General features: G+C 64.6%; 1 protein-coding gene. It reads left to right on the top strand.

All coding sequences use genetic code 11. The annotated features are described in order from the left end of the window. Positions 1-78: 78 nt before the first annotated feature. Positions 79-792: HAD family hydrolase (locus FEZ63_RS17465; RefSeq protein ID WP_150946845.1), on the top strand; the 714-nt coding region annotated here is incomplete at its 3' end.

Genomic DNA, 792 nt, shown 5'->3' with positions numbered 1-792 from the left:
GATGCAGAGACAGCTCCGACGAGTTCTAACGCTTGATCCGGATCAGTTCGTCGACCGGTTCTTCCACGGGAGGTACACATGCGGGTTCGCTTGTCCTGGCTTGGCGCGATTGCCCTGCTGGCAGCCTGGGTTTCGGCCGCCGTCGCTCAGACCGATCCGCTTCCGTCCTGGAACGACGGTGCGGCGAAACAGGCGATCGTCGCCTTCGTCACCGACGTGACCCGGGAAGGATCCCCCGACTTCATCCCGCCACCGGAGCGGATCGCAACGTTCGACAATGATGGCACGCTGTGGATCGAACAGCCGATCTACGTGCAGTTCGCCTACGCGTTGGATCGGGTCAAGGCATTGGCGCCGCTGCACCCGGAATGGAAGGACCAGCAGCCCTTCAAGGCGGTGCTCGAGGGCGACATGGCGGCATTGGCCTCGGCCGGTGAGCACGGCGCGGTCGAGATCGTCGCCGCGACGCATGCCGGCATGACGCCGGAGGAGTTCCGGCAAACGGTCAAGGACTGGCTCGCGACGGCCAAGCATCCGCGCTTCGGCCGCCGGTACGACGAGCTGGTGTACCAGCCGATGCTGGAGGTCCTGACCTATCTGCGTGCCAACGGCTTCAAGACCTTCATCGCCTCCGGCGGAGGCGCCGAATTCATCCGCGCTTTCGCCGAGGAGCGCTACGGCATTCCGCCCGAGCAGATTGTCGGCTCCCGCATCGTCACCAAGTTCGAGAAACGCGACGGCCGCCCGATTCTTTTCCGTTTGCCCCAGGTCGACTTCATCGACGACGGCCCC

The sequence above is a fragment of the Microvirga brassicacearum genome, from assembly GCF_008757455.1.
GTDB lineage: Bacteria > Pseudomonadota > Alphaproteobacteria > Rhizobiales > Beijerinckiaceae > Microvirga > Microvirga brassicacearum.
The sequence above is the reverse complement of the archived record's forward strand: the minus strand, read 5'-3'. Positions and strand labels throughout refer to the sequence as shown.